We start from the raw sequence: 25,061 nt of genomic DNA, 5'->3' as shown, positions 1-25,061 counted from the left end.
CTGCGAGTGTTTTGACGGTCCAGTTGGTCGCCGCTGTTGTCTTATACTCCAGTTGGTATCCGGCTATATCACTCTCCGCATTTGCTGTCCAGCTTATTATCGCACTTTTATCGCTCGGCGCCGCAGCTAAACCCACTGGACTAGCCGGAGCGACTTGATCCTTTGCTATCGCGTATACGACAGTTGAATAGTTCGACCAGTTCCCTTTCAAATCTTTGGCTCTGACTTTAAAGTAATATCGTGCATTATGCGTCAAGTTTTCTACTGTTTTACTTAGTGTTTCTTTCCCTACAACTTCACTCTGCCAAATGGTTGTTCCATACTTCTGCCATGCTATTTCATATCCGTCCAGATCCGTCTCCGTATTAGCTGTCCAGCTAATTTGTATCGTCTTATCCGTCCCCACTAATGTCGTCAGTCCCGTAGGTACTGCCGGCGGTGTTTTATCCTGGGGCATTGCTTCAACTTCCGAACTGTATGCCGACCAATTCCCTGCACTATCCCTGGATTGTATTTTTAGTTTGTAGTTGATATCGTTTTCCAGTCCCATCAATGTATACGTTACAATTTTCGCTATTGTTCCTGTTTCGGTCCATTCTGTATCTCCGGCTTTTTGATAAGCGATTCGGTATCCCGATAGATCCGTTGCTGTCGGCGCTGTCCAAGCCAGCACAATCCGGCTGTCATTGACCGAGGTCATTCTAAAGTTTGTTGGAACGCCCGGTGCTACATTATCCACCGGGATACAGGTGACGATGTCTGTATACCCTGAAAAGTTACCGGCACTATCCTTGGCCTTTAGTCGGAACTGATAGGTTCCTCCATTGCTCAAACTGCCTACGGTCGTACTTGTTACTGTACCTGCGAGTGTTTTGACGGTCCAGTTGGTCGCCGCTGTTGTCTTATACTCCAGTTGGTATCCGGCTATATCACTCTCCGCATTTGCTGTCCAGCTTATTATCGCACTTTTATCGCTCGGCGCTGCAGCTAGACCCACTGGTATACATGGAGAAGCTGCTAATATCATATTCAGCAAGCCATACCCATATATCGTATCATAGCCGGTAGTTCCAAGGTCTACCCCGCCCCTGGTAATTATTGTTCTAATATCGCTGGCGCTTTTAGACGGGTTTTGCGCCCATAGCAGCCCTGCTATCGCGGCAACGTCTGGTGCTGCAGCACTCGTACCATAAAATGGATTAGAGAAGCTACCCGCCCCCGTAACACTGACGCCGTCTATTCCGATAATGTCAGGTTTATTTCTTTTGACTGCTGATGGATAGGAAATAGTTACTGGTCCTTGTGATGAATAGTATGCAATTTTGTTAGGAGAATCTGCGTTTGCAGCACCTACGGCAATTACCTTAGGTACTGCCGCATGCCCAAATATTGAATCAGAGGATGTATAATAGCCATCTGCAATATAGCCCCCATAAACATATAGTTCAAGGGTTTTGGCTACACCTGCATATTTAGGAACTACGATCTGGTAATAACCTGAGGCATCAGTATTGGTCCAATATACAAGTTCTACCGGGTAGCCATCACCATTTTGTTCCTCGATTGAAGATACAAGGGGGGGGCCATCTAAATCGGCTAAAATTAAATCATAATCATTACTTGAAGCTCCCCATCGATCGTTCCATTCCAAGACTACTCTTACTGTTTCTCCATATGGAATATATACAAGTAAAGGAGAATAACCTGCTGAAGAAGGATCAAAATCGTGAAAGTAGTACCCCGTATTATCAGCCCGAAAAGTCCCCTGATAATGGTTTTGTGCTTCATTCCCAGCTGATGAAACATAAACAATATTATTGCTGTCAATTACACTGCTGATATGACTGGCTATAATGCCATCCTCAAAGAACGGCTGAGTGATCCAGCCAATATCATCACAAATTACTTGGCAACCCGCATTGACCAATGCATCAACCGCATCATTAAATGCTAATTCATTATCACCACAATCATGAAAATATAGTTGTGCACCGGGAGCTAAATCATGAACGATTTCCAACATGGCTGTTCCCTCGTCGCCGCCGACAGTGTTACTGAGTGTGACAACGTCTCCCGGCAAGTCACCGGTCGCTTGAGCACTTGCCAGGTTATCCACCCCATCAGAGATAATTCCAATTTTTACACCTGTCCCATCTATACCCGAAAGATTTCGAAAACTATCTACATTTTGAAGAGCGTCCCCTTGGCTTGTCACAGACCCCACATTGACTTGAGGAGGAAGAACAGTATTAACAGATCTTACTCCTTCTAAAGAGGCAATAACGTTGATTTTATTTACTTCCACCCATGCTGTAATAACATGATTTTTCTCGTCTCTATTCTTTACTTTATTGGCGTAGTTATCAATAATATGGGTAGATTCATTATCATTAACACGAATATAAACGTAAACTAAGTCATCATTCGATTTATTCAGTCCATATGAAGACGAATCTTCGGCTTTAATCAGTGCTTTCATATTTTTTATGGATGACTTTACTTGCTCCTTCGTTTCTTTATTAGTCCGGTATTGCTCATCAATCAATTTTAAGAGATCGGAACTAATTTTCTTATGACTTTCTTGTAAGTAGTATTTTTTACTATATGTAACCTTATTCACCTGCTCTACGGCTTTTGCAGGTAAAGAATTGCCTATCAGCAATAAAATCAGAGAAAGCGCGATTAGCATTTTTTTCTTCATTGATTCCACTCCCCTTATGTATCGTTTGAGGATATTCGTTTAAAATAAAGTCCTATTCTGCAGGAGATACGAATATTCCTACCTATTAGTACTCACATATTATATCATATCATTATCCAAAATTGTCCATTATTTCTATAATAATCATGCGGTGAGAAGAAACATTTTATTTTCCTGAGACATATAAAAGTCATCAAAACAAAGCGACCCCGGCATGCTAGTACAACACCGGGGCGCATTAAAGCAACTATGCATATTTAATTACTCATACCTCAGTGCTTCGATCGGATCAAGTTTCGCTGCTTTATTTGCAGGATAGTAGCCAAAGAATATACCGATTGCCATTGAGAACAGCACACTGATAATTGTCACAAACAGGGAAATCGTAACCGGGGCACCAAGCGCAACGGAAACAATGGCACCGATGGCCGTCCCGATAATGATGCCGATAAGACCGCCAATACCAGAAATAATGACCGCCTCCGTCACGAACTGAAGCTGGATATGGAAATTCTTCGCTCCAAGAGCCTTCCGCGTCCCAATTTCTCTCGTTCTTTCCGTGACAGACACCAGCATGATATTCATAACTCCAATTCCGCCAACAAGCAGGGCGATACCAGCAATGAATGCGATTGCCGTTTTAATCGTATTCAAGGTACTCGTTATGGATTCCAGTGCAGATTCCATACTCATTACCCTCGCACCCCAGACCGTATTGTTGCGATAGACATTATCCAGGTATGTCTGTAAGTCATCCGAAAATGCCAGAACGTCGGTACCGCTGTCCGCAATAACCGTAATCGTTTGGTAATTCTTATTATCAGAATTTAATTTGGCGATAGAGATCGGAATATATAAACTTGTTGATAGGTCTTCATCAGACGACGTACTTTGCTGGCCCATCATTGAGGCATCGTATTTATATACGCCAATGATAGTGTAAAGTTCAATTTTACTGTCAGTATAGACTTTGATGACCTTGGCTATCGGATCCGTCCCATCCGGAAACATATTTGCAACAAATTTATCTGATACTACAGCCACTTTTCGGTAATTTTGTATATCCTTGTCTGAAATATAGCGTCCTTTTAAGATATCCAGGTCATTTGCGACCTGATAATCCGTATTTGTTCCCATGATCGAAACATTGGCATAGAGGCCTCCGTCTTTAGCCGTCGCACTTCCGGCCGATTCAGACAAGGATACTCCGTCTAATTTCGACGAAAATGTATTTTTGATTTTTGTGATCATGTCTTCGGAAATCAAATCAGAATCCTGGGGCGCAGAGGTGTTACCGCTTCCGTGTCTGGCAAAGCCTCCTCCACCGGAAGGGCCTCCGCCGCCTCCCACCATTCCCATCATCATGCCTCCAGGCATTCTCTCATTTTCCGACTTTTCGCGAACCATAACAGTCACATTGTTCGTCCCAAAAGATGACAGATTGGAATTGACGCGGGCCGTCATCGCATTCCCAATGGTTACAATCGCAATAACAGAAGTAATACCGATAATGATACCGAGCATCGTCAACAATGCCCGCATTTTGTTGGCCCGTAAGGAAGCTAAAGCCAAAAAGATATTTTCTAAAATCACGGCTTCACCCCCGTTACTTCATACTTAAAAAGGGAACTATTGCGGTTATCAGAATCTCCGGTAATCATTCCGTCACTCAGCGTAATCTGCCGTTCAGTCTCTTTGGCCAGTTCAGGATTATGAGTAATTAAAACAATGGTTTTTTGTTTTTCCCTATGGATTTTCAGAAAGATATCCATGACCATTTTGCCCGTCTGCGTATCCAATGCGCCTGTCGGTTCATCTGCCAAGACGATGGCGGGATCGTTTGCTAAAGCCCTGGCAATGGCAACTCTTTGCTTCTGTCCGCCGGAAAGCTCGTTCGGCATATGTGTCACCCGATCTCCCATTCCGACAAGTTCCAGTAACTCCATAGCTTTTTTTCTTCTTTCCTCTTTAGAGACTCCCATATAGAATAAGGGTAATTCTACATTGTTCAGGGCTGAGGATCTGGGGATCAGATTAAACGTCTGAAAAACAAAACCGATTTTTTTGTTGCGAACCTCTGATAATCTGTTCTGGCTCATCTGCTCGATTGGTATCCCTTCAAGAGAATAGGTCCCTGAGGTTGGGCGGTCCAAAGCGCCGATAATATTCATCAATGTACTCTTACCGGAACCTGAAGCCCCTACGATGGAGACAAATTCACCTTTTTTAATATTTAAACTAATATTTTTTAAAATCGTTAACTCATTGGGCATTCCAATATAGTATTTTTTGATTACATTATTAATTTCAATCAACGCACATCATCCCTGTCATTTGAAATTCACAATTCATGTTATAATAGGCTACTGTGCCGTCGTTTTTTTAGAGGACGACTGATGAGCAGCACTTCCATCCGTCGAAGATTGACCGGAAATCCTTCCCTGCGTCGGTACTTCGTTTGGAGCTGTTCTGGATGACCTGTTCTCGCCTGGAGTATTTCCTGCCGCCGACCCATTTTTGTTCACCGATAAACTTACCGTCTGCCCAACTTCCACACTGGAAGGATTGGTAACAACAACCAAGCCATTTTCCAGACCATCTCCTGAGACCTCAACATTCGTGGAGTTTTCAAGACCAGTCTTAACAGGGATTTGAACGATGATGTTATTCTTTACTGCGTAGATGAAATTTGTACGGTTATTGGTCGATACCACTGCATCAAAAGGTACGGAATAAACATTATCTTTCGAATTCAGGACGATTTCCAGGAAAGCATTCATGCCAATCTTAATCAGTTGATCAGGATTTGCGATTTTTACCCTTACTTCAAACTCCACATCAGTGGAACCCGACTCACTGACAGCTTTGGGAGAAATATAAGTTAATTTCCCCTGATAAACCTTATTTCCGGTAACATTGGTCGTTACTTGGACATCCTGCCCAGACTTAATGCTGGCAATGTTATACTCACTGACATTTGCCTTGACATATAAATCATTGATATCTTCTACAACAAACAGCGTACCGTCGGTTGGCGGCTTCAATCCGATCTCAGCATTGGACTCGGTTACGGTTCCGTCGATCGGTGAAGTGATATTGCCTTCATTTAGGTCCTTGCTTAAGGTATTATAACTGATTTGTGCATTTTCATAGCTATCCTTAGCACTTTCAAGCGCAGATTCCGCAGTTTTTAGTTCTTCAGCCGTCACCCCTTCATATTCATAAAGGGCTTTGTCTGTTTCATACGTCGTTGTTTTGGTATCTAAGTCTCTTTTGGCTGCATTCAATGTTGCCTTCGCTTTTTCGCAGTTGTTGTACACTTCTTCCATATCCAGTGTTGCCAGAAGCTGCCCGGCCTTTACTTTATCCCCGACTTCCACATAGATTTTATCGATCGGAGCGCTTACACTGGAACAAACATTTTCTACTTTGGCACTGTAGATTGTTCCTGAAGCAGAGATACTTTCCGTGAGCGTTCCCTTTTTTAAGCTTATCGTCTGCATTTGTACTGTTGTACTAGCAGTCTTAGTCTTGGAAAATGCAAAGGTTTTAACGGCAACACCTGCAACGATTAAGACAATAATTACTATAATCAGAATAAGCCATTTTTTCTTTGGTTTTTTCATTTCTGCTCCTCCGCTTTTCAGTTCACTAGTTTACGATTAAACCCTTTTTAGCCCATTCATATTTGACGTAGGCTTTATATAGATCGTTTTTGTCCTGATCATTGCTTATCTGGGCACACAGGTAATTATATTCCTCTGTTAAATAATCCAGCTTAGTGATTGATCCGTATTTATATTTAATTTCAGCCAGCTTAAATGCATTTCGATCGGTAGTAAAGTAGCGCTCATCGTAATCAACCTTTTCGACGGCTGATTTTAGATTGTTATAAGCAGTTTTAAATGAAGATTTAAAACTGCTGACCGTATCATAATACACACTACTATTATCATCATTCCAAGCTGCAATACTGACATCATAACTATTACTCAACCCCTGAAATAAATCCGAATTATAATCAATCTTCGAGAACTGTACAGATTGATAGGGTACACTTCCGATAATAATGTTAGCCTTCTTATCAAGATCTAGATGATATCTGAAATCTTCTAGAATATTATCAATTTGATTTTCAATGGATTCAATAGTGTTATTTTGATCGGTCACGTTTTTTTCAGCTACAAGAAGTTCTTCTTTCGTTGCAACGCCGTAAGAAGCTTTCACCTCCATCAGCTTATATTCATACTCAAGTAGTGTTTTTTTCGCTTTGCTTGCGTTCAGCTGTTTTTGCAAGTCATTATACTCAAAAAAATCATTTTGCACTTCCCAAACTACATTTAAATTTGCTTTATCCAATGTATAATTGGCTACTATACCATTATCACTTTCATTGTATACCTCCTGATTGTCCTCCGTATCCGGGCTTTTCGCTAGAACTTCCTCTTGGATCTTATCAAATGGAATCATATACGTATTCATACTTCCTTCGGAGTCTGTGGTAACCATTTCACTCGTGTCAGAGCCAAAGACTTGTACGGGTACTAACACGATCAATATAAGAAATACCGTTAGAACTGATACTGTTTTTTTTAACCGTTTATTCCTCATTTCAATTCTCCTTTTTTATATAACTTTCTTACTTATCATTGCATAAACTTCTTCATGTTTTTTACAAGTATACTAAAACATGTTTTCTAATTTACCTAGGAAATTATTCCCTTCATCATTCTAGTTAATGAATGTGAACTTTTGATGAACAATTTCGTACGATTCTGTGAACAATAATATACGATTAATAAGGTGCCTCGTTAAAAAGAAAAACCCGGTACGATGTACTTTCGTGCCAGGGTTCTACGTTATTTAATCATTTCTTTGTGGACGCTTAAACAATACACTCTGAAACACCGTTTACCTAGTCTCAGTTAGTACTTGGCTAAACAAAAAGTCATTGATTTAATCAACGACTTCTAAAGGTTATTTACTCTCCGTTTTGTAGCTTTTCGCTTAAAATGCTTGATGAATGGCGCCTAAAAAAATTTATGATGCAGATGAAGAAGACGACACAACAAGTCCTTCCTTAGCCCACTGATAGTCATTATAAGCTGAAAACAGTGCATTTTGGGCACTTACCAGGGATAATGTCTGAATCATATATGAAAGCTTTTCTGTCTCAAGTTGAATATTAGAGATCATACCTAAGTTCGATTTATACTGAGTATATTGCCATTTATTTTCTGCAACAGTCATTTTATCTTGTTCGAGCTTTAACTGTTTTTGTTTTTCCAAGATGTTCTGATAGGTTTGGTAAAATCCATTCTCAAAATTCCTCTCGGCATCTGTTACCTGATAATTATCAGTAGCTACCTGTATTTTATAACTTAAGACTTTAGCTTTTTCATAATCTTCATCCACTTTGATCTTCGAAATGTTCTCTTCCTTGACGACAGGGACTGTCCCTAGTACCAAAGGAGCATCACAGTCCTGATCAATCGCCATGTTGAAACTCTTTAGCGTCTTCTTCTGGGTGTCTTGAAGGTTCCTTAACTGCATCATTGTATTATTTAGTTCATTCTGCGCTTTGGCTACTTCTGTTTCCGTTGTCATCCCTAGTTCAAGCTGTTTTTTTGCTAATATATAACCCTTTTCAGCTATGACCAGCTGTTGGGCCTGTACTTCAATTTGTTTCTGTATTGTATTATAAGCAATATACTCAGCATCCTTCTGGTATATTAAGAGCATATTAGCCATCTCTGCGTTAATCCCGGCTGTACCTATATCCACTCCCGCACTAGCCAGGGCATAGTAGCTGTCATTTGTTGAAAGGATCGTCAGATTACGTTCTATCATCAGTGTTTTTATTTGTTCAAAATCCATTTTATAAATAGTATTAGGATCTGATTCCCAATCATCAGCGAAAAGATATTGCGGCATCATTAAAAGTGACATGCACAAAAGGATTAAAACATGGAAAGCGTATTTTTTCATACGATTTAACTCCTCGAATAATTTAATCTTAATCGTTTTAATTCTATACCACTGTAAGGGTTTTGTCTACTGTAGGGTCATCCATATTAAATTGAGCCACATTTGACAGATAACCTAAAAAAGATGCTGTTAATAGTATTAAACTATTAACAGCATCTCGGTTAGCTTATTTGCCTAGACTCAGGACTTACCTGATATCTTACAAAGAGCCATTCAATTAGACGTTAGCATCAACCGTAATGGTCTTGAACGGAGAGCTTGCGCCCATCTTCTTAACACCAATGGTAATCTTACCATCAGCGGCAGTTACATCCAAGGTACCATTAGCAAACGCAGGAGCACCAAGCGTTAATGTACCGCCAGCCTTAGCAGCAACCAACTGTCCAATGATAACATCTCCAGGAGTATAAGTTTCAGTAGTGTCTGTATCAAAGTAGATTTCACCGCCGTCTCCAATTCTAACAACTCCGTCGCCGGCTGATCCGTCAACAATGATATTCTTAGCTTGGAGAATTTCGCTGATATCTGTTGAAGCTACACTGATTTCATCTAAGCTTGATTCAAATGTAACACTGGTAATTACAGGTGAAGTATTCTTAACTGTAACTGTCCTGGAAGCAACCTTACCTTTATCCGTAGGTCCAACTAGCACATACTTGTTAGCTGTAATCGTTGCGCTGCCAGTCAGATAGGCTGTTCCTTCTTGAATGGTGAAGGTGTTATTCGGATTCACAGTAATCGTTGTATCAAGGATCGCTTTGCCGGTCGGATTAACAACGGCGAGTACAAGGTCATTATCAGCGTCAACATCTATGACAGCTGTCTCTAAAGCATCTGTAAGAACATCACCGCAATAATAGCCGGCAGAGTTATAGGTTCCAACTCTGAGAACGACTTCTTCGTCAACATTTACTGCTGCTGCTTCTGGGTTCAAGTCGATTGAGAAATCGGCATTATCCCCACCAACTGCGAGAATCTTATAGGAATTTACGGCATCATTCGTTGAAGCGTAAACATCGATGGTAGCAAGTGTTGTTCCAGTCGGTTTCTGGATTTTGAGCGCTCCATTACCCGTGACATCCTGTCCTGTAAATGTAAGGAGCAATTGTCCTTTATCTGGATAGACCGGAGCTGTTATTGCTGCAATATTGGCGATAACATCATCGGTATCAGGATCGGAAACCGTAGCTGCTATTTTGTATAAAGTAGCATCCGTTGTATCTAATGTATCACCATACTGGTCATACATAATGACAGGGCAAGCATCTCTGGCTGTGCCAGCAATTTTAATCGTACCTACTGGGGCAACTACTTTGGTAAGTTTACGTTCTCCAGTTGATGCTTTAACTGTAAAGGTTACAGTCTTGCTGACAGAACCGGAAGTAACGGTAATATCAGCCGTTCCAGCGCCAGCAGCATACAAATCTAAATCATTCTGTACATCGATTACAAAAGGATCGGAGGAAGTTACGGTAACAGCATCTGTAATATCAACATTTTTGCTGCCTTTTACAGTATTTGCTCTAACCTCCGAGATCGTTGCAGTTTCATCTTGAACCAGTGTATTACTGGTTAGATTTGCAATTGCTCCAGTTATTTCAAACTTAAGCGTTGTAATGGAAGATGCAGCAGTCGCATTGCCTTCAATGACTGTAGCAGAAACTTTGTCAGATTGAGCAACAATTTGACCTTCTTGGGAGATGATTACTTCATACTTGAAAGTATCGCTGGCTGCGCCATTCAGGAAGTCATCCATATTCGTAGTATCAAGCGCACCGGTTGTGCTAGTGTAACCATCATCAAGGACGTTCTCGGTTGCTTGGAATTCAATAGTATAACCATTTTCATCCAATTGATCAATTGTAACTACACGGCCACCGTTAATGGTGAAAGCCAGAGTTTGGTCTTCATCATCAGCAGTATAGGATTTACCTGCAACACCTTGTACTGATTTAACTTCGATCGGTCCAGTAGGAACAAGACTATTTATCACAGAGTCAGATACAGCACTTGCTCCACCAAGAGCAATTACGAAGCCCACTTTGTCACTTACTGAGGAACCAGCAGGAATACTGGAACCGTTAGCAAGAAGGATAGGAGCATTGTAATTAGCTGCCAGGGAAGAAGCTGCGAGAGCGTCAACCAGAGACAAACCATTAGCTACATATACTCTACCATATTCAAAGTCTAAAGTTGTTACAACAGCTTTATTGGTGTCGAAACGGTCAGTACCAGCAAGGCGGGTAGCACCTGCATAGTCCTTAACAACACTGGTTCCGCCTACAAGATAGGTTTTGGATCCAACAATCTTGGAGGAATCTACAGTACCGTCAGCTTTGGTCAGTACGATAGCGAAATTCTTAGCTGCAGCATAGGAAGCCACAGAAAGAGCATCTGCCAGTGAATTGTAACCAACAACGAAAGTACCAGCAGGGCTGGTCAGTTTAGCGTTGATTGCATTAGCAGTAGCCCAGCGATCAGCGCCAGCAAGCTTCGTAGCAGTAACGCCGGAAATCGCATTGACTTCGGCAACAACTGCATCGGAAATAGCACCGATAACATAAACTTTGGTAGCACCCAGGGCAGCGATTTTAGCTTTTACGCTAGCATCAAGGGCTGTTTTGCCTGTTAAAAGGATCGGGGCGTTTTCCTGGCCGGCTAAAGGTGCGGCAGCCAGAGCGTCAACGAGGTTGGCTTGATCGGCAGGAACAAGGATTACTGTACTAGCAGTAGTCCAACCTGCGCTAGCAATTTCTAGAGATGTTCCAATTCGGTCTGTACCTGCAAGTCTGGTGCTGTCAGCTGTTGCAGCAAACATAGCAGCAGGCATCAAGGTCAGAACCATAGCAATGATAGCTAATACGGCTATCTTCTTCGTTCTACTCATTTAGTCAAATCTCCTCTCTTTCTTTAAAAAGGGTTTTTTTGTCTTCGGGCAAACCTGATTCAATTTAATTTCTGTCTTTGAATCAGTCTCCCTTACTCGATGCGGAATCTCCTTCTTCACCCCCCTTAACAGTGTCGCAAAGATTATCCTTAGACATTGCGCAATATCTAAAGGCACCACCCAACCCGGGGGCGTCCCCCCTCTGAGCCTCGTTCCTCAGGGGCGGTTATCCCTTTAGACGTTCTATGGGTAAAGAGAAGCTTATGTAATGAGCTTCTCATACCTCCATATATTATTCTTTAAAGAACTCAATATTCCTGCATAAGAACACAACTTTTTTCACAGGAAACATTGGTATTCCTTAAGAAATTGACATAATCACCCAAATTAATCGCGCTATGTTATTCTACAATATTCGCGCAAAAATTTCCACTGTTTTTTTAGTGACATTCTGTTCACAGTCCCTCTATAAGACGGCTTTTGGGGCATTTACCTGACGCAGGGGACAAATTGCTTCTTATTTTACAGTAATCCGAGCTGCCGTATCTCTGTCAAGACACTACTCGGCAATGCTTTTGTCCCGCCGATCGCTATCACCGTTTTGCCTTTGTACGATGACAGCAAAACTTTTTGACCGGCAGACAGACCGCTTTGGGAAACGAGCAAAATATTGGATGAGCCGTCGCTGCCAATATTCCTCCGGTCATTTTTTTGTCCTCACATTTTTGTGTTTTTGTATGTTTTTCACAAATTCGGCAAGATCTTATATTTTCCTGCATTTTGAACAGGACTTTCGAGTCTGATGGCGAAATAAAGAGATATCCAGTTTTTTGCCAGACAGAATAATGGAGGAGAATCTTTATGTTCAAGTTAAAAATGAATAGTCATCAGAAAAAGCAAGCGACAAGCCTGGTTAGAAAAGGAATAGCGACTCTGACCCTGGCTTCTTTCTTTACGTGCAGCCTGTTTATGGGAACGGGAGAAACACCTAAATCCACCTATGCTGCTGACAGCAGTACCACTTCCTTTACCCGTTTTGCCGGAGAAACCAGATATGAGACCGCAGTCGAAATATCTTCAAATAACTGGACCAATGCCAGCAGCGTCGTCCTGACCCGCGGAGATGCGTTTCCTGACGCCCTAGCCGGAGCTGTTCTGGCCAATAGTGCCGTAGTAGGCGGCGGACCGCTGCTGCTGACCGAATCCAACCGGTTGCGTCCTGAAGTCCTTCAGGAAATCCAGCGGCTGAATGCTTCCTCGGTCTTTATCCTTGGCGGGACAGGGGCGATATCGTCGGGCGTAGAAAATGCACTGAAGGCTAACGGCTTGACGACCTATCGGATCCAAGGAAATGACCGCTATGAAACGGCGGCTAATATTTCAACGACATCCGTGGAAAACAGTACCCGGGCTTTTCTAGCTTCCGGCAAAGTCTTTGCCGACGCTCTGAGCATTTCTTCGTACGCCGCAGCCAATGGAATTCCGCTTCTGCTGACCGATACGCAGAAAGTCCCTACAGCAACCCTGAATGCGCTCCAGAAACTCGGCGTTACTGAAATTACCCTGATCGGCGGTGAGAGCGCCATTAGTGCTTCGGTGGCAAAACAGCTCCAGACAGCCGGGTATACGGTCAGCAGACTGAGTGACCAGGACCGCTACAAGACCAATGTAGCCATCTTGAAAAACCTTACGTTTAATATGGATAAGATGATCGTGGCGACAGGCGGTTCCTTCCCGGATGCACTGGCAGGCTCTGTACTTGCTGCCAGAAATAATAACCCGATCCTGCTGGTTCCAAAAGACGAAAATGCCTTGCAGAATACGCCGACGACGACCTACCTCGGGACAAACAGAGCCAGTGTGAATAATTTTTTTTTCTTGGGCGGCTTTGATGTAATCAGTACAGCAGTACAAAATATTGTCCGGATCGGAAGCACCAGTTCCAAAATATCCTTGCAGTTCTGGGATGGCTATGCCAATAAAACAACCTATGAAAACCAGCTGTCCTATGTTCCGGGTGATCTGTCGGACTATATCGATATTCTGGTTCCAAACCTTGCAGGAGCCGTTCAGGCTGACGGCAGCTTTGCCTACAGGTTCAGCAGTGCCGAAACACCAAAATATCTCGTTTCCTTGGGACAGAGTAAAGGTGCTCAGGTTGTGCCAATGGTCATGAGCAGCGGCAGTACGGCTGATTCCGTGCTGCAGAACGCGACCAAACGCAGCACCTTTATCAACTGTGCTGTCAAACTTATCGCGGAGACCAATGCCGATGGCATTCTGGTCGACATGGAAGCACTCTCCGAAAGCTCTGAAGAAGGCCTGACTGCCCTGATGCAAAGCCTGTATACGCAGCTTCATCCACAGGGGAAACTGGTCATGGTCTCCGTGATGTCGAAAACCTCCACGACGGATCAACCCTGGTATGATGAATACGATTACAGTGACCTTGCGCAATATGTCGATTATGTCCAAATCATGTCCTATGACAAACATTATTCGACCTCTGCTCCCGGCCCGATCGCGCCACTGGATTGGGTCAGAGAGGTTATCTCTTATGCCGTGACTGAAATTCCTTCGAAGAAGATCCTGATGGGCGTTCCTTACTACGGAAGGGCCTGGAGAACGGAAGGAAGCGGCTGGGTATCCAAGGTTTTTGGCTGGGCTGTTGCTACGCAGACCGCTGACCAGTTCTGTGCTACGATCACCCGAGAGACCACGTTGACAGACCCGATCGGCGTACCAACCTTTAAGTACGTCGATGAAAGCGGCTACAGCAGGACAGCCTATTTTGACGACAGGCTCAGCTGGGGAAAAAAACTGGATATCATGGATGAATACAATCTCGGTGGCATCGGCGGCTGGTCCATGGGCTGGATCAATGAAGTCAGTACTCCGGAGCTGTACCCGCTGCTAAAAGAGCGGATTAATTAATTACGAAATATTTCCGGTGTACGTTATGGACCCTAACCGCTCTTCGGCTGTTGTGCCCTCCATGGCACAAACAGCCGCGCTTCGCATCGTGCTCCGCTTAGGCGCGGATAGACTCCATAACGTTGATCTTATGAATATTAAGTCATGCTAGAGGGTGTTTACGCACCCTCTTTTTTCGTGCTGAATATTCATATCAGAAGATAAGAAACTAAGAAGTGGGGTTTCAAGATGACAACTAACCTTCAGTTCTGGGATGGATACGGCAGTAAGGCAGCTTACGAGAAACAATTGGCCTGCGCTTCCGGCAATCTTCTGAAATCAATTGATATCCTGGTCCCGAATTTTGCAGGGCCGCTGCAAGCGGATGGCAGCTTTGGCTATGTCTTCACCGATCCTGAAATACCGAAGTACCTGGTCGCTCTCGGACAGCGCAGCGGGGCCAAAGTGGTTCCGATGGTCCTGGGCAGCGGCAAGTCAGCTGGAAATATGCTGCGTGATCCTCTGAAACGCAGCATTTTCGGGGAAAGCTGCCTGAAGCTCATCCGGGATACCGGTGCGGACGGGATTCTGGTCGATCTTGAAGCGCTCTCGTCCGATACCGGACCGGGACTTACCGCTTTAATGAAAGCCCTCTATGCACAGTTATCGGCTGAAGGAAAGCTCACGCTTGTCTCTGTGATGTCCCGGACTTCCGACACAGCAGAGCCCTGGTGCGTGCAGTATAACTACGCCGAGCTGGCCGGATATGCCGACTACGTACAGATCATGTCCTACGACCTGCATTATGCAACCTCTGCACCGGGTCCGATCGCACCGCTGGATTGGGTGCGCAGGGTCATTGCTTATGCCGTTACGCGGATTCCTCCCTCGAAGATCCTGATGGGCATACCGTTTTACGGTAGAACCTGGCGGCAGGACGGCACGCGCTGGGTATCCAAAGCGCTAGGTCTCTCCGCTGCCACGCGGACTGCTGAACACTTCCGTGCAGTAAGCACGAGAGAGACCTCTTCCTCCGATCCCATCGGTACACCAACTTTTTGCTATACAGATGAACACGGTCATCGCTGGACCGTGTATTACGATGATAGCCGGAGCTGGGCAGGTAAACTCTACCTGCTTAAAGAATTCAGCCTCGGAGGGATAGGCTGCTGGTCCCTAGCCTGGCTCGACCAGACAAGCGCCGGACAATTTGCGGCACTGCTGGAATAGGAAAGGAACGAAATCAGCAATACCCCCAAAAAAGAAGAGACACCTGAAGTGCCTCACGGGAAAAGTTTCTTTTATCATACATGGAGAGTACGTAAGTCATTATAGAAACGTGCTGAACCATTACAATATTAGTACGCGCCCTTGCCCTTTAAAACAATAAAAAGGGTCTTCAAAAGTATCTTCAGATCAAGGCCGAAACGCCAGTTTTGGACGTATTCCACGTCATATTTCAGGGTTTCCGTGAGTGTCAGCTCACTGCGGCCATTGACCTGGGCTAGACCGGTCACTCCCGGCGGCATGTCCAGACGATGACGTTGTTCAGGCGTATACTGGTCCACGATTTCCGGGACTTCCGGCCTCGGACCAACAATGCTCATCGTACCGTTGATAATATTCAAAAGCTGGGGCAGTTCATCCAGGCTGCTTTTCCTTAAGAATCTGCCGCTCTTCGTAATCCTCGGGTCATCCTTATCCTGAAAGATGAAGTTGTCGGGATCAAACTTGCCTTCTTTTTTCAGCTGCTCGATTTTTTCCTTCATCACAGCATCGGCATTCGGAACCATGGTCCGGAATTTATAGATTGTGAAGAGCGCTCCGCTCCGTCCGACTCTTTCCTGCCTGAAGACTGCGGGACCTTTGGAATCGGCTTTGATCCAAAGGACAATCATCAGCCACAATGGGGATAAAATAATGAGCAGCGGGATGGAAATCAACAGGTCTAAAACCCTTTTCGCAAACAAATTACCACTCCTTGGGATTTTACTCCTTTACATCTTACAAATATTCTTACTATCTTTCGTAGATGATTTCGAGCAATTTCCTAAATTCTATAAGAAACGGAGGAGAAAGTCTGTTCTTCCTTCTTATAACCTGATCTTTTCAATAACACGCTGTACGGCTTCAATAACATCCTGAACATCGGCATCACTCATTCTGGGATAAAGCGGCAGGGAAATAATTCTCTCGTAGAGCGCTTCCGTCTTTGGAAAATCTCCGGGTTTGTAGCCAAAGGTATCCCGGTAATACGGATGATACGGAAGCGGAATATAGTGAACGCTGGTGCCGATATTTTCTTCCTTGAGCAATTCAATAAACGCAGCCCGATCCACCGTAAGTTTATCGAGATTCAGCCTGATCATATACAAATGGCGGGCATGACGGGCATAGTCAAAATCGGCCGGAACTTCAATCTCAGGAAGCTTGCTGAAAGCAGCGTTATAACGCTGCCAGATGACTTCTCTTCTGGCCTGCATGGATTCCAGTTTAGCCAGCTGGGTCATCCCCATCGCAGCCTGGATATCCGTCATATTGTACTTGTATCCCGGGTATTCAATCTCATAGTACCAGGAGCCTTTCTCGGAAAACCTGTTCCAGGCGTTACGGCTCATGCCGTGGAGGCTCAGCACCCTCATTTTACCGGCAAGCTCATCATCATTGGTCGTTACCATACCGCCCTCTCCGGTTGCCAGGTTTTTCGTCGCATAGAACGAAAAGGCTGCCGCATCACCGATCGTACCGACCATTCTGTCTTTATACTTCGTATACGTGCCATGGGCCGCATCTTCCAATACAAAAAGGTTGTATTTTTTCGCAATCACCATTATCTCATCTATCTCGCACGGCAGCCCGGCCAAATGGACCGGAATAATTGCCTTGGTCTTGGCAGTAATCTTCTCTTCGATTTTTGCCGGATCGATATTCATGGTTTTGGGATCAATATCTACCAGAACAGGAGTTGCCCCGCAGTGAATGATCACATTCGCTGAGGCTGCAAACGTCATGGCCGTGGTGATCACCTCATCGCCTGCTCCGACTCCGGCAGCTAACAGGGCGATGTGCAGTCCTGCAGTGCAGGAATTCAGCGCAATGGCATGTTTGACACCGATATATTCGGCAAAACGCTTTTCAAATTCTCCGGTCTTTGGACCCTTGGAAATCCAATTCGATCTCAGGCTGTCGACAACAGCTTCAATATCATCATCTTCAATCAGCGGCAGCGCATAGGGAAGGAACTGTTCGCGTCGTGGACTCATAGATTTACGCCTCTTTCTTCGTTTCAGTGTCTGCTATCATGTTATTATGTTGTTCTATTGTTCTTATTAGATTTGTTTTTTGATTTATCGATTAATTGTTTTTATACTTCGCTTATTCTTCAATACTTTTAATTCCTTGTTCATTGGCTAATTTTTCATTGACTACTTTATTTTACTACGCTTTGGCCAAAAAACAACTTCAGGCTTTCTTCAAATAAAGCTGCTCAAGCCAGTTTCTGACGATACTGTCCCAGGAATAGTGCCTGATGACATATTCCCGGCCCTTTTCGGAAAGTACCCTGCAGGTTTCCGGATCTGCCTTTAGGCGCAAGACCGTCTCGGCAAGGAGTTTGGGATTTTCGGGTTCGAGCACCACTCCGCCGCCGCTTTCTTTGACAATCTCGGCGCCTTCGCCCTCTCCGACATAGATCAGTGGCTGACCGCTGGCCATCGCCGGGAATACTTTGGAAGGCCTTACCCCTTCCGAGAGCTTATAGCGTCTGAGGGTCGAAAGACTGATGCTGCTTAACGAATAATAACGCGGAATCTCTTCGAGCGGCTGAAAATCGATAAAACGGACATTGGGCAGATCCTTTTCCCGGGCGATCTGTTCAAGCCGCGGTCTTTCGGACCCGTCGCCGACAAACAGAAAGAATATTTCCGGCTCGGCGCGCAGCAGATCGGCGGCCTCAAGCGCTGTCTCAATCCCATGGGCATACCCCATCGTCCCGGCATACAGGATCACGTATTTTCCCTGCAGACCAAGCTGCTGTTCCAGCACCGGGTCTTTGGGCCTCGGTTTAAAAAGTTCGGTATCAACGCCGTTAGGCAGGAATAAGATATCTTCAGCTTTGACCCCTTTCTTTTTCAACCCTTCCACAATCCCCTGGGTCTGGGCCGAAAGCTTAAATGCCTTGCGGTAAAAACAGCGTTCCAGCCACTCGCACATGCCGATAAGCTGCTTATTCGTGACAAGTCCGAGCTGTACGGCTGATTCCGGCCACAGATCGGAGACATTGAAGATATAGGGTGCTCTTTTGAAGAAAGAAGCAATGACGGCTGTAAAACCGATAAAAAGCGGCGGAGATTCCACGACAATCAGGTCCTGGGGACCGCTGCGGCAAATCCCCAAAAAAGCGGAAAACACAAAAGAAAAATAATTCAGCAAGCGCAGCCAGAATCTGCCCCGCTTCACCGGATAGATGCAGGTTCTCAGAACAACGATCCCTTCCATATCCTCACGCGCAAACACTTTCCCCCGGTATTCATCCGGGATGATCCCGGTGGGATGGTTCGGAAAGGCTGTTACGACCGTAACCGTATTCCCCTGGTTCCGCAGGCCTTTGGCCAGCTCCCAGAGCCTTACCTGAGCCGCCCCCTTTTCCGGCGGAAAATACTGCGTCAAAAGCAAAATACGCATATTTATCTTTACTCCTAGGTTCATAAAATAAATACTCAAATATATGATTGCGTTAAACTCCCGAGTTGGTCTGTGCGCCACATTCCGCTCCCGGCTGTTGCGCCATCCGTGGCGCAAACAGCCGCGCTCCGCCTCCATGCTCCGCTTAACGCTGGAACTGTGGCACACAGACCTAATTTAGGGTAATCAAGCTTGTATGAATGATTTGAGCAGGGAATTTGAAAACACTGTGCTAGTAAAAAAAGATGTACTAAGCGCGTCCAGCTGGACTGCTGATGCGGAACGCGGCGACGGCCATAGCTTAATGCCGTGATACCATGAACGCAAGCCATAGATGGCCTAATACATGCAGACTTACATAAACGACCTTATAATTAGTCTGTGCGCCACAGAACAATTATAAAAGCTTATGATCAGTCTGCGTGCCACGGTTCCGCGAAAAGCGGAGCAAGGAGTGCGGAGCGCGGCCTTTTGTGTCAAGGAGGACACAACGGCCGAAAGCGGAATTGTGGCACGCAGACAAGCCCTAAAAATGCAATCAATCTGTGGCCCACGACTAGCCCAAACAAATCTTATTTATTCTTAGTCAAGCTCCAGCCGGTACTTCCGCGTAAGCTTCAACACCACCAGCATCGCGCAGCTGAGCCAGAATATCGGATCCTCGAAGAAGCGCCCCTCAGCTTGAGAGCTGATAAATACGGTTGCAGCCCACAGCACATAGCCCGTGCCTGCAAAGTATTGGTTTTGCTCCTGAAACATACCAAGGTAATCATGTCCGAGGCTGAACAATTTGGCCAGCCTGTACAGGATCACTGCCCAGATCGCTGTGAGTAGGGCCAACCCCACGGCCCCCAGTTCCGAAGCAATCGTTAGAATGGTGGTGTGGGAGCGTATCGCTCCGCCGGGGATATTCATGAAATCAATATAACTCTGTTTAAACACGGTCTCAAAAGTGCCAAGTCCGGTCCCAATCAGCGGATGGTCCTTGAATATTGCTATTGCAGCCTTCCAGAGGTATAAACGCTGCTCGCTCGAATATGCGAAACCCTTCGTTATCGTCAGCATCCTCTCCCAGATTTCTGGACGCAGGAAGATCACAATCGCCCCGCAAAGGGCACCTAAACCAAGAACCCAGAGAACAGCCTTTTTGTTCGGCAAAAAGATCAAAGTAGCAATCAGAATTGCCAGAAGCGTCAGGAATCCACCGCGGGAACCGGTTAGTACTAATTCTGCCAGCAGGACGGCCAGACACGCCATATAAATCAGTTTATGGCTTCTTTCCCGGGTATAAATCTGCAGAACAAAATTTGACGCAATCCCGAGGATGATGTAACGTGCAAAAATATTGGGGTCGACAAAGGTAGCATTGACACGCAGCGTCTGCTCAACCAGCAATTTGTCTCCCTGCCAGATCAGGTTCCCCGTAATTCCTTCATAGAAACTGACCAGCGCAAGCAGGAGTGCCATGATATGTACGGCTTTGAAAGGCAGCAGGGCACGTTCTTTATCCATCAAAAGTGCGGTGGAGATAAACACGGCAAATAAAATCAGCAGCCGGATGGTTTCAGTAACAGTGTTGCCAAAGTTGGCGGAGTATACAACACTTATCCCACCAAGAATGATAAAAGCCAATAAAACAAGCGTCAGTGGATCTTTTAGAACCGCCCTAAGCTTTTTGCGCATCTCCTCCGAAAAAAACACGCGGGAAAATGCCGCCAGGATCAGAACAATACTGGTAAGCCTGGTCAGGGAGACTTCTCCCAAAACTTTTTCCAAAAAGCCAAGGTTAGGATACCAGTTAATCGATATTTCCTGCGCGACTGCCACTGCCAGCAACGGCACGAGCCATAGCGGCTTTTTGACAGCCAGGTAACCAAGAAGTATGATGGTCAACACGAATACCGGCCACTGAAGCATGTTCGATTCCTCCCAGTTTTTATTTTCGAAGACCCTTCTGAATAACAAATCCACCGATCTTCCGGAAATCCCTGTCCAATATCACGAGCGCCAGGCAATAAATGATTCCAGCCATTACAGCAGATATCAGCGGATGAAAGCTGTTTGTCAACCAGGCGGTCCCTGCCATCAGCAAGGAAGCAAGCATGATTGATGGCAGCTGGCGCCAGATCCGAATTTTATAAACCCCTTTTCGGACCAACAGGTAGTATCCGCAAAAGATAAAGATCTCGACAATGATCAGCGCATACGCTGTACCGCTGATCCCGAACAGCGGATTCAGGACCATAATCAGAATAAACATCAGTACTAGCGCAGAACCCTGCACGATGGTTCTCTGCCACTGGTGGTTGGTTGTTGTCAGGACATCGCCGAGGGAAAAACTCATGCATTCCAGTGCAAAGAACCAGGACACGATCATCAGGATCGGAATCGATTCATCAAATTTTCCGGCATACAGCCATGTTGTCAGAGGTCCTGCTAAAACAAAAATCAGGATGCTGCCTGGGATCCCAATCCCGGAAAGCAGCTTAAAGACCTTTTCAGTCGTATTACGATGACCGTCCTTATCCGTTTCCCCGAGCTGATACAGCACAGGATAAAGCGCGCTGGTCATCAGGCTCGGCAGGAAGATCAGCATCAGGACAAGCTTGTACGCTGCAGAATAAATCCCTACCTCGACATTGCTGGCCGTCAGTGACAGAATCAGAATGCTGAGCTGAAAAAAGACGTTATAAAATATCCGGTGAATCCCAAACGGCAATCCGTTCCTGACCATTAGCATCAGGCTGCTCCGTTCAACGCGCGGCCTGATTTCCCTACTGAGAGCGAAAAACAAGAGCACACTAATCAATATATACGTAAACAAATGTGTAAACGTAATTGCGACGACTCCCATCCCGGTAAAGATCACCGCAATGGTCAGTCCTCCAATCAGAAATGTGGTCAAAAACTGGAACGCAGCAGCCAGGTAGAGCTTCTGAACGGCTTGATAATAGTTATAGACCGACTGATTCAGCGCATTGAAAGATACAGCCACGCCCAAAACGACAACCATTTCTTTGGTGGACGTATTGTATCCGGCTGGGAACATAAAGATAACCATTAATAGAAAACACACAATGGAGATTACGGACTTGACAAACAGCGTGTTGCCGAAATACCGCGGCAATTCGGCCAGGTTCCTCGAACAATCCTGCACCATGAGCTGGCTGATTCCAAGCTCCGCAAACAGAATAAACGTTCCGACGAACGCGTACGCTGTGGAGTAATCTCCAAATGGTCCTGGGCCAAGGTAGCGGGTAACAAATATACCCACCACGGCGGCAATGGCCTTGGCAAGTACTCCTGATATTCCCAGGGCCGCAGCATTTTTAGCGATCAGGCGGGTATCCAAACTCTATCACTTCTTCTTTAGCTTTTCTTTATTCGGCATTACGGTTTTTCTTGGACGCTTCTATCTATTTCCATCTTTTCAGTCATGTTCTTAAGTCTTAGTTCTCAAATCTGCTGTAAATCTTCAGCAGCTTTTCCTCCATTTTGCCCCAGTTGTACTCTTCTCTGACAGCCTTGATGCCGTTATCGCCCATCTCTTTGCAGAGCCGCGGATCGGCCAGCAGGATGCCCAGACCTTTGGCAATATCCTCAGGCTTGGTCGGATCAACAATGATCCCACTGTTGTAGCTGGTCAGAAAACGCTGGATCGGAGGAAGATTGCTGCCGACAATAGGGATGCCGCAGCTCATGTATTCAAACTGTTTAATCGGTATGTTCTTAAAATATTTAGGCAGCGGCAGCAGCGTAACAACGCCAACCCTAGACTTTCGGATATACTCCTGGACCTCGACATGGGGTACCCGTCCTGTGAAAAGGATATTTTTGCTCAGATCATTTTCTTCGATGTATTGGGTAACAAGTTCTTTGCCTTCAGCGTCGTTAAAAGGACCGACAAAAACCATCCGGATGTCCGGATACTTCTCCTTCAACAGCTTGATGGCCTGGACGGTCATATATACACCGCGCTCCAGCGTAATATCCCCCTGATAAATGGCATCATATTCCTTTTCAGGGAGCTCCGTTTCTTTTGGCGAAGCGTCAGCTTCCAGCGGTATAAATTCAGTAAAATTATAGACCACATCAACTCTTGGATTTTTGCCGGTAAACCGGTCTTTGACTGCATCATCTGCCGTGATGATCTGGTCAAATTTTTCAGCATAATGCAGTTCACTTTTATCGACCAAAAAAGTAGCCAAGGGCCTCAACATCCGCGGGATCTTCCTGGACATGCGCATCATATCCGGGTAATGCTCGTGGACATCGTAAATCAGCTTGCATGCAGGCAGCGCTTTTTTAATCTTTAACACTTTGTAGATTAGTTCAAAGTCGTGAAAATGGCAGATATCCGGTTGCAGTTCGATCGCTTTGGCAACGACGGTATCCCCGAGCTTAAAACGGCCGTAAAGAGACCCCGCTCTTGGCACGCCAATGATCCGGATCCCTTGTTCCATATATTCAGTTCTCTCATCAGGAACAATCAGGGTAATGTCGTCATATTTTTTCTTAAGAGACAAAGCCTGCTTGTAAAATATTCGGTTATCGAGAGCTGGATGGCCTGTTGTGAGAATGCATATTTTCAAACTTTCCTGCCTCCTATTAAACCTTGATAGACCCCGGCTGTTTGGGCCGCATTATTCGACCAGGTGAACCGGTCAAGCACCGTTTGCCTGCCTACCTCACCGAGCCTTCGGCAGTAAACAGTGTCTCTGAGCAGTGAATCAAGTGCTTCGGTGAGATCTTCGACATTCCGGGGAGCGACAAGCAGACCGTTTTGGCCATGGATCAGCGCATCTTCGATTCCTTCGCCGCGGACACCGATAACCGGCAACCCCTGGGCCATCGCTTCAATATAGACGACGCCAAAGCCTTCCTGCCAGCTTGGCAGACTGAAAATATCGGCCTCTGCCATCTCTTTCATCACTTCAGGATGGGTAAGCTTTCCGAGAAAAACAACCTTATCTTTGAGGTTCAGGCTTTTCGTCAAATCCTCTAAGGCCTGTCTTTCTTCCCCGTCACCTGCAATAAAATATTTGAGTGAAGGATATTTTCCGGCCAGGGATGAAACCGCCCGGAGATTCAGATCGATGCCCTTGGTTTTCTTTAGATTCGAAACACTCAGAATTTTTATTTCTTTTCGGGTATTACCGGAAATGCTGCTGCTATCAGTACTTAAAATACTTTCGTTCTGATCTGTACTGAGAATATCAGCGGAAATGCCGTGCCTATCTGAATGATGGCCGGGAAAAACATCCGACGGCGGTACACAGTCATTCAGGTCGATGCCGTTATTGATAACCTCTGTCTTCGAGAAAAAAGCCTGGTCCCTGATGATATTCTTCAGTTTGGAGCTGACTGTAATGATTCTGTCCGTACCTTCCAGTACCTCAAAAAGTCTCTGGCGGCATTTTTCATTTTTGGTCAAGGTTGACTGAAAGTCCTGCCCGTGGATGGTAACCACAAGCGGCATATCATCGTCTTTCTTCAGTAAAAATGCCGCGTAGCCATCGGGAAGCGCCACATGGGCATGAATCAGCTCAAATGGAAAATCCCTGCGGATCTGCGCGACCTGCCTGCGGATTCCCCGGTACATGAAATAGCCCGACTGCTCCAGGAAATATGAGCGCGGAAACTCGAGATAACGCGGATAGTATACTTCAACTCCGTCCACCACTTCGTGATCAGGTATCGACGCATAGGTCCGCCATTTCGGCTGGAGTGCCGGCAGAGGCCAGGGCGCATACGGCACAGGCGATACGACTTCAATCTCGCAGCCTTGATCCTGCAGCGCTTTAACCTGCTTATGAATGAAAATGCCGTAAGCCGGATTCTGAGATGAAGGATACATATGGGAGATCACTAATATCTTCACCGTTAAAC

General features: G+C 45.3%; 16 protein-coding genes. 2 read left to right on the top strand and 14 right to left on the bottom strand.

The features are described 5' to 3' along the window. The 7 genes from NC238_11160 to NC238_11130 form a co-directional block, all read right to left on the bottom strand. Positions 1-2,701, bottom strand: a 2,701-nt coding sequence (locus tag NC238_11160) for a fibronectin type III domain-containing protein (protein MCM1566481.1), incomplete at its 3' end; no start/stop codon positions are given. 261 nt (positions 2,702-2,962) lie between these two features. Further along, positions 2,963-4,294 carry an ABC transporter permease gene (locus tag NC238_11155; protein MCM1566480.1) on the bottom strand — a complete coding sequence of 444 codons (1,332 nt, stop codon included), beginning with the start codon at positions 4,292-4,294 and terminating at the stop codon, positions 2,963-2,965. Further along, a complete protein-coding gene (locus NC238_11150; protein MCM1566479.1) occupies positions 4,291-5,016 on the bottom strand; it encodes an ABC transporter ATP-binding protein in 726 nt (241 codons plus the stop codon). Before NC238_11150 ends, NC238_11155 begins: the two co-directional genes overlap by 4 nt. Positions 5,017-5,064: 48 nt before the next feature. Then, on the bottom strand, positions 5,065-6,327 hold the full coding sequence (locus tag NC238_11145) for an efflux RND transporter periplasmic adaptor subunit (GenBank protein MCM1566478.1): 1,263 nt from the start codon (positions 6,325-6,327) through the stop codon (positions 5,065-5,067). 25 nt (positions 6,328-6,352) lie between these two features. Then, positions 6,353-7,312 carry a TolC family protein gene (locus NC238_11140; GenBank protein MCM1566477.1) on the bottom strand — a complete coding sequence of 320 codons (960 nt, stop codon included), beginning with the start codon at positions 7,310-7,312 and terminating at the stop codon, positions 6,353-6,355. 429 nt (positions 7,313-7,741) lie between these two features. Then, entirely contained in the window at positions 7,742-8,689 is a 948-nt protein-coding gene (locus NC238_11135; protein ID MCM1566476.1) for a TolC family protein, read from the bottom strand. Between the two features lie 217 nt (positions 8,690-8,906). After that, the gene (locus tag NC238_11130) at positions 8,907-11,576 is read right to left on the bottom strand and encodes a cell wall-binding repeat-containing protein (GenBank protein ID MCM1566475.1); all 2,670 of its coding nucleotides are present in this window, start codon (positions 11,574-11,576) and stop codon (positions 8,907-8,909) included. An 861-nt stretch (positions 11,577-12,437) separates the two neighbouring features. On the opposite strand from NC238_11130, the gene NC238_11125 reads away from it, so the two are divergent. Beyond that, the gene (locus tag NC238_11125) at positions 12,438-14,510 is read left to right on the top strand and encodes a cell wall-binding repeat-containing protein (GenBank protein ID MCM1566474.1); all 2,073 of its coding nucleotides are present in this window, start codon (positions 12,438-12,440) and stop codon (positions 14,508-14,510) included. A 228-nt stretch (positions 14,511-14,738) separates the two neighbouring features. Continuing rightward, entirely contained in the window at positions 14,739-15,719 is a 981-nt protein-coding gene (locus NC238_11120; GenBank protein MCM1566473.1) for a glycosyl hydrolase family 18 protein, read from the top strand. 128 nt (positions 15,720-15,847) lie between these two features. Here NC238_11120 and NC238_11115 read toward each other — a convergent pair whose 3' ends face one another. From NC238_11115 to NC238_11085, 7 genes are all read right to left on the bottom strand, one after another. Continuing rightward, entirely contained in the window at positions 15,848-16,459 is a 612-nt protein-coding gene (locus NC238_11115) for a sugar transferase (GenBank protein ID MCM1566472.1), read from the bottom strand. Between the two features lie 123 nt (positions 16,460-16,582). Next, positions 16,583-17,752: a DegT/DnrJ/EryC1/StrS family aminotransferase gene (locus NC238_11110; GenBank protein ID MCM1566471.1), complete on the bottom strand. Its 1,170-nt coding sequence runs from the start codon at positions 17,750-17,752 to the stop codon at positions 16,583-16,585. Between the two features lie 199 nt (positions 17,753-17,951). Continuing rightward, on the bottom strand, positions 17,952-19,172 hold the full coding sequence (locus NC238_11105; GenBank protein ID MCM1566470.1) for a glycosyltransferase family 4 protein: 1,221 nt from the start codon (positions 19,170-19,172) through the stop codon (positions 17,952-17,954). A 582-nt stretch (positions 19,173-19,754) separates the two neighbouring features. After that, positions 19,755-21,089 (bottom strand): O-antigen ligase family protein, encoded by a 1,335-nt coding sequence (locus NC238_11100; GenBank protein MCM1566469.1) that lies wholly within the window; start codon positions 21,087-21,089, stop codon positions 19,755-19,757. Between the two features lie 19 nt (positions 21,090-21,108). After that, the gene (locus NC238_11095) at positions 21,109-22,524 is read right to left on the bottom strand and encodes a flippase (protein ID MCM1566468.1); all 1,416 of its coding nucleotides are present in this window, start codon (positions 22,522-22,524) and stop codon (positions 21,109-21,111) included. Positions 22,525-22,621: 97 nt separating this feature from the next. Continuing rightward, on the bottom strand, positions 22,622-23,764 hold the full coding sequence (locus tag NC238_11090) for a glycosyltransferase family 4 protein (protein ID MCM1566467.1): 1,143 nt from the start codon (positions 23,762-23,764) through the stop codon (positions 22,622-22,624). Then, positions 23,761-25,053, bottom strand: a complete 1,293-nt coding sequence (locus NC238_11085) for a glycosyltransferase family 4 protein (protein MCM1566466.1) — start codon at positions 25,051-25,053, stop codon at positions 23,761-23,763. Before NC238_11085 ends, NC238_11090 begins: the two co-directional genes overlap by 4 nt. Between the last annotated feature and the right edge of the window lie 8 nt (positions 25,054-25,061).

Origin of the sequence: Dehalobacter sp. (assembly GCA_023667845.1) — a bacterium.
Taxonomy (GTDB): domain Bacteria; phylum Bacillota; class Desulfitobacteriia; order Desulfitobacteriales; family Syntrophobotulaceae; genus Dehalobacter.
This window is presented reverse-complemented; position numbering and strand designations above follow the sequence as displayed.

What these genes read in the sequence shown, in the direction of transcription:
- NC238_11125 (MCM1566474.1), top strand. Translation starts at nt 12,438, where the DNA reads ATGTTCAAGTTAAAAATGAATAGTCATCAGAAAAAGCAAGCGACAAGC.
- NC238_11140 (MCM1566477.1), bottom strand. Translation starts at nt 7,312, where the DNA reads ATGAGGAATAAACGGTTAAAAAAAACAGTATCAGTTCTAACGGTATTT.
- NC238_11105 (MCM1566470.1), bottom strand. Translation starts at nt 19,172, where the DNA reads ATGCGTATTTTGCTTTTGACGCAGTATTTTCCGCCGGAAAAGGGGGCG.
- NC238_11100 (MCM1566469.1), bottom strand. Translation starts at nt 21,089, where the DNA reads ATGCTTCAGTGGCCGGTATTCGTGTTGACCATCATACTTCTTGGTTAC.
- NC238_11130 (MCM1566475.1), bottom strand. Translation starts at nt 11,576, where the DNA reads ATGAGTAGAACGAAGAAGATAGCCGTATTAGCTATCATTGCTATGGTT.
- NC238_11110 (MCM1566471.1), bottom strand. Translation starts at nt 17,752, where the DNA reads ATGAGTCCACGACGCGAACAGTTCCTTCCCTATGCGCTGCCGCTGATT.
- NC238_11145 (MCM1566478.1), bottom strand. Translation starts at nt 6,327, where the DNA reads ATGAAAAAACCAAAGAAAAAATGGCTTATTCTGATTATAGTAATTATT.
- NC238_11135 (MCM1566476.1), bottom strand. Translation starts at nt 8,689, where the DNA reads ATGAAAAAATACGCTTTCCATGTTTTAATCCTTTTGTGCATGTCACTT.
- NC238_11120 (MCM1566473.1), top strand. Translation starts at nt 14,739, where the DNA reads ATGACAACTAACCTTCAGTTCTGGGATGGATACGGCAGTAAGGCAGCT.